This is a genomic window from Paenibacillus sp. Y951 (genome assembly GCF_056786395.1).
Window position 1 is genome coordinate 1 of sequence record NZ_JBXCIY010000058.1, and the last position, 2,268, is coordinate 2,268.

A 2,268-nucleotide genomic window follows, 5' to 3' on the forward strand; every position below is an offset into this window, starting at 1 on the left:
CGAGCCAAACATAATAGAAGATAAATGGCGGAGCTGACGAGATTCGAACTCGCGATCTCCTGCGTGACAGGCAGGCATGTTGGGCCACTACACCACAGCTCCGTATTATTAAAACTCTTCTATTAATGAATTTGGTTGCGGGGACAGGACTTGAACCTGTGACCTTCGGGTTATGAGCCCGACGAGCTGCCAACTGCTCCACCCCGCGGTAGTATGGTGGAGGATGACGGGTTCGAACCGCCGACCCTCTGCTTGTAAGGCAGATGCTCTCCCAGCTGAGCTAATCCTCCATATGTATGTCATCTCTTTGGAGTGACCAGAATAATATATCATGTTTATACATATGACGTCAAGTATTTAATTCGTTTTTCTCTACTAGTATTTTTTATAATTTGAGTCAGCGCCATTAGTTATCCTTCTTGAGCTCTCCTAACATTTGAGTCATAGCTACCTTCCCCGCCTCGAATTGTGTAAGACGATGACCGTTGGCACCGGATGGATGCGGAAATCCCCATACAACATGATGCTCTGCGATTAGTCCCAGCTTTATTAGATGACGAAGGTAACTCTCTACTGATTTACCTAACGGTATAATAAGCGGATTTTTCAGCATACGTAGCTCAACTAAAAAAGATTGCAGTACTGCTTCTTGAAGTATTTCATTCCTTATTAAGGAGGGATTATGACCATTATAATTTCGCTTAGCAACAAATACAGGATAACGAATTAACGATGTGGTATGTAGAAGTGTACAGTCTCGGTCAAACAATTGCTCGGCACTCGAAATTCCAAATAAATTATGTATCCCTATTTCATCTAGCATTTGAATTAAGTTAACGCGTGTAGCTCCTGCAAACCTCGCTGCAAACTTTGCATCCTTACATGCCTCTTCATACGTCTTCTGTTGCTTTAATGATTGTATTGCTGTTCTATAAGCAATCTCCAGTTGCTGCCAACCTGGAGTGATGCCAACGATCATAACCTTTGCCGCTAAATTTACATATTCATTATGGGGAGTATAATAGATTTCAATATCGCCTTCTTGCTTCAATCTGAAGGCATCTACTAGTAAATCTGTTTTCGAGTAGCTTAATTGGGTTGGAAGAGCTTTTAGACATGTACTGAAATAATGCTCATCTACGAATGACATATCATATACTCCTCATTGAATAATGACAACTGTATGCTCGCTTGGATCGATATCGGTCGACCAAGCATTTTTCATTATAGCATGGTGCTCTGCATCTACCAAATCACCTCAATATATCATCATTCCGCACCATAGCTCCCTACACTCAATATCAGCGACACCGAGCGGCATGAGCAAGCCATTTGAATGGTAACAGCGCATCCTTTGTCCAGAAAAAAGTATTCTCCTGCGATACCGCAGCAACGCCTGCGGTGTTATGCGTTTCCCTATTCACTTCAAGGTATCCTTTCACCATTCAATAATCCGCTCATGCTTATTCTCTTTAAACCACTTCTCTAAATTCTCCAATTGTTCCTTATTCACAAACCGCAGTCCCTCTCCACTCTCGATTTAATTCTTCCGACTCACTGCTGCCCAAACAGTAGCTATAGCAATTCAAAATAAGTTTCGTAACAAGACATGCTCATTATAATGATTTAGAATAGTCAATCCTTCAAATACACATAAAAAAAGAACGGTTGCTACTTAGGTTCCAAGATAAGAGAGCCTAGCTATTAAGCCCGAATGGATCGGTTGTAGTGACATTTTTACTTTATTAAGTTGGTGAATGACCTAAGTAGTAACAAAAAACGACTGTAAATTGATATACCAATCAATTTACAGTCGTAAGGTCGGATTGTTCATTTTCAAGAGTGATGAATTATAAATTCAGCGCAGAAGATAAATATGGTTTTAGCTATAAAATAAAAAAAGCTCATTCGAGAAAAATTCTCTAATGAACTATCGTTTATTATTTTGGTACCGGCGAGAGGACTCGAACCTCCACGGTCTCCCATTCGATTTTGAGTCGAACGCGTCTGCCATTCCGCCACGCCGGCATAGTAAAAAGAAAAAATATGGCGCGCCCTAAGAGATTCGAACTCCTGGCCTTTTGATTCGTAGTCAAACGCTCTATCCAGCTGAGCTAAGGGCGCAAATCTATTAAATTGTAAGATGGAGGCGCCACCCAGATTTGAACTGGGGATAAAGCTTTTGCAGAGCTTTGCCTTACCACTTGGCTATGGCGCCAACTTTATGGAGCGGAAGACGGGAATCGAACCCGCGACCCTCGCCTTGGC

2 protein-coding genes and 6 tRNA genes are annotated in these 2,268 nt (G+C 41.8%); all 8 read right to left on the minus strand.

Going from position 1 to position 2,268, the window contains the following annotated elements; all coding sequences use genetic code 11:
• Positions 1-25 precede the first annotated feature (25 nt).
• The 8 genes from AC1TPB_RS24725 to AC1TPB_RS24760 all read right to left on the minus strand — a co-directional run bounded on the left by AC1TPB_RS24725 (position 26) and on the right by AC1TPB_RS24760 (position 2,218).
• Positions 26-102, minus strand: a tRNA-Asp gene (locus AC1TPB_RS24725).
• Positions 103-132: 30 nt separating this feature from the next.
• Positions 133-208: transfer RNA gene (locus AC1TPB_RS24730), tRNA-Met, on the minus strand.
• Between the two features lie 6 nt (positions 209-214).
• Positions 215-290, minus strand: a tRNA-Val gene (locus AC1TPB_RS24735).
• 116 nt (positions 291-406) lie between these two features.
• Positions 407-1,150, minus strand: a complete 744-nt coding sequence (locus AC1TPB_RS24740; RefSeq protein WP_482078929.1) for a uracil-DNA glycosylase family protein — start codon at positions 1,148-1,150, stop codon at positions 407-409.
• Between the two features lie 151 nt (positions 1,151-1,301).
• Entirely contained in the window at positions 1,302-1,445 is a 144-nt protein-coding gene (locus tag AC1TPB_RS24745; protein WP_482078930.1) for a hypothetical protein, read from the minus strand.
• A 501-nt stretch (positions 1,446-1,946) separates the two neighbouring features.
• Positions 1,947-2,028: transfer RNA gene (locus AC1TPB_RS24750), tRNA-Leu, on the minus strand.
• Between the two features lie 19 nt (positions 2,029-2,047).
• A tRNA-Arg gene (locus tag AC1TPB_RS24755) sits at positions 2,048-2,124 on the minus strand.
• Between the two features lie 20 nt (positions 2,125-2,144).
• A tRNA-Cys gene (locus AC1TPB_RS24760) sits at positions 2,145-2,218 on the minus strand.
• Positions 2,219-2,268: the final 50 nt, after the last annotated feature.

Bases quoted from the DNA above. Each gene is read 5' to 3' on its own strand.
- AC1TPB_RS24740 (WP_482078929.1), bottom strand. From the start codon at position 1,150: ATGTCATTCGTAGATGAGCATTATTTCAGTACATGTCTAAAAGCTCTT.
- AC1TPB_RS24745 (WP_482078930.1), bottom strand. From the start codon at position 1,445: ATGGTGAAAGGATACCTTGAAGTGAATAGGGAAACGCATAACACCGCA.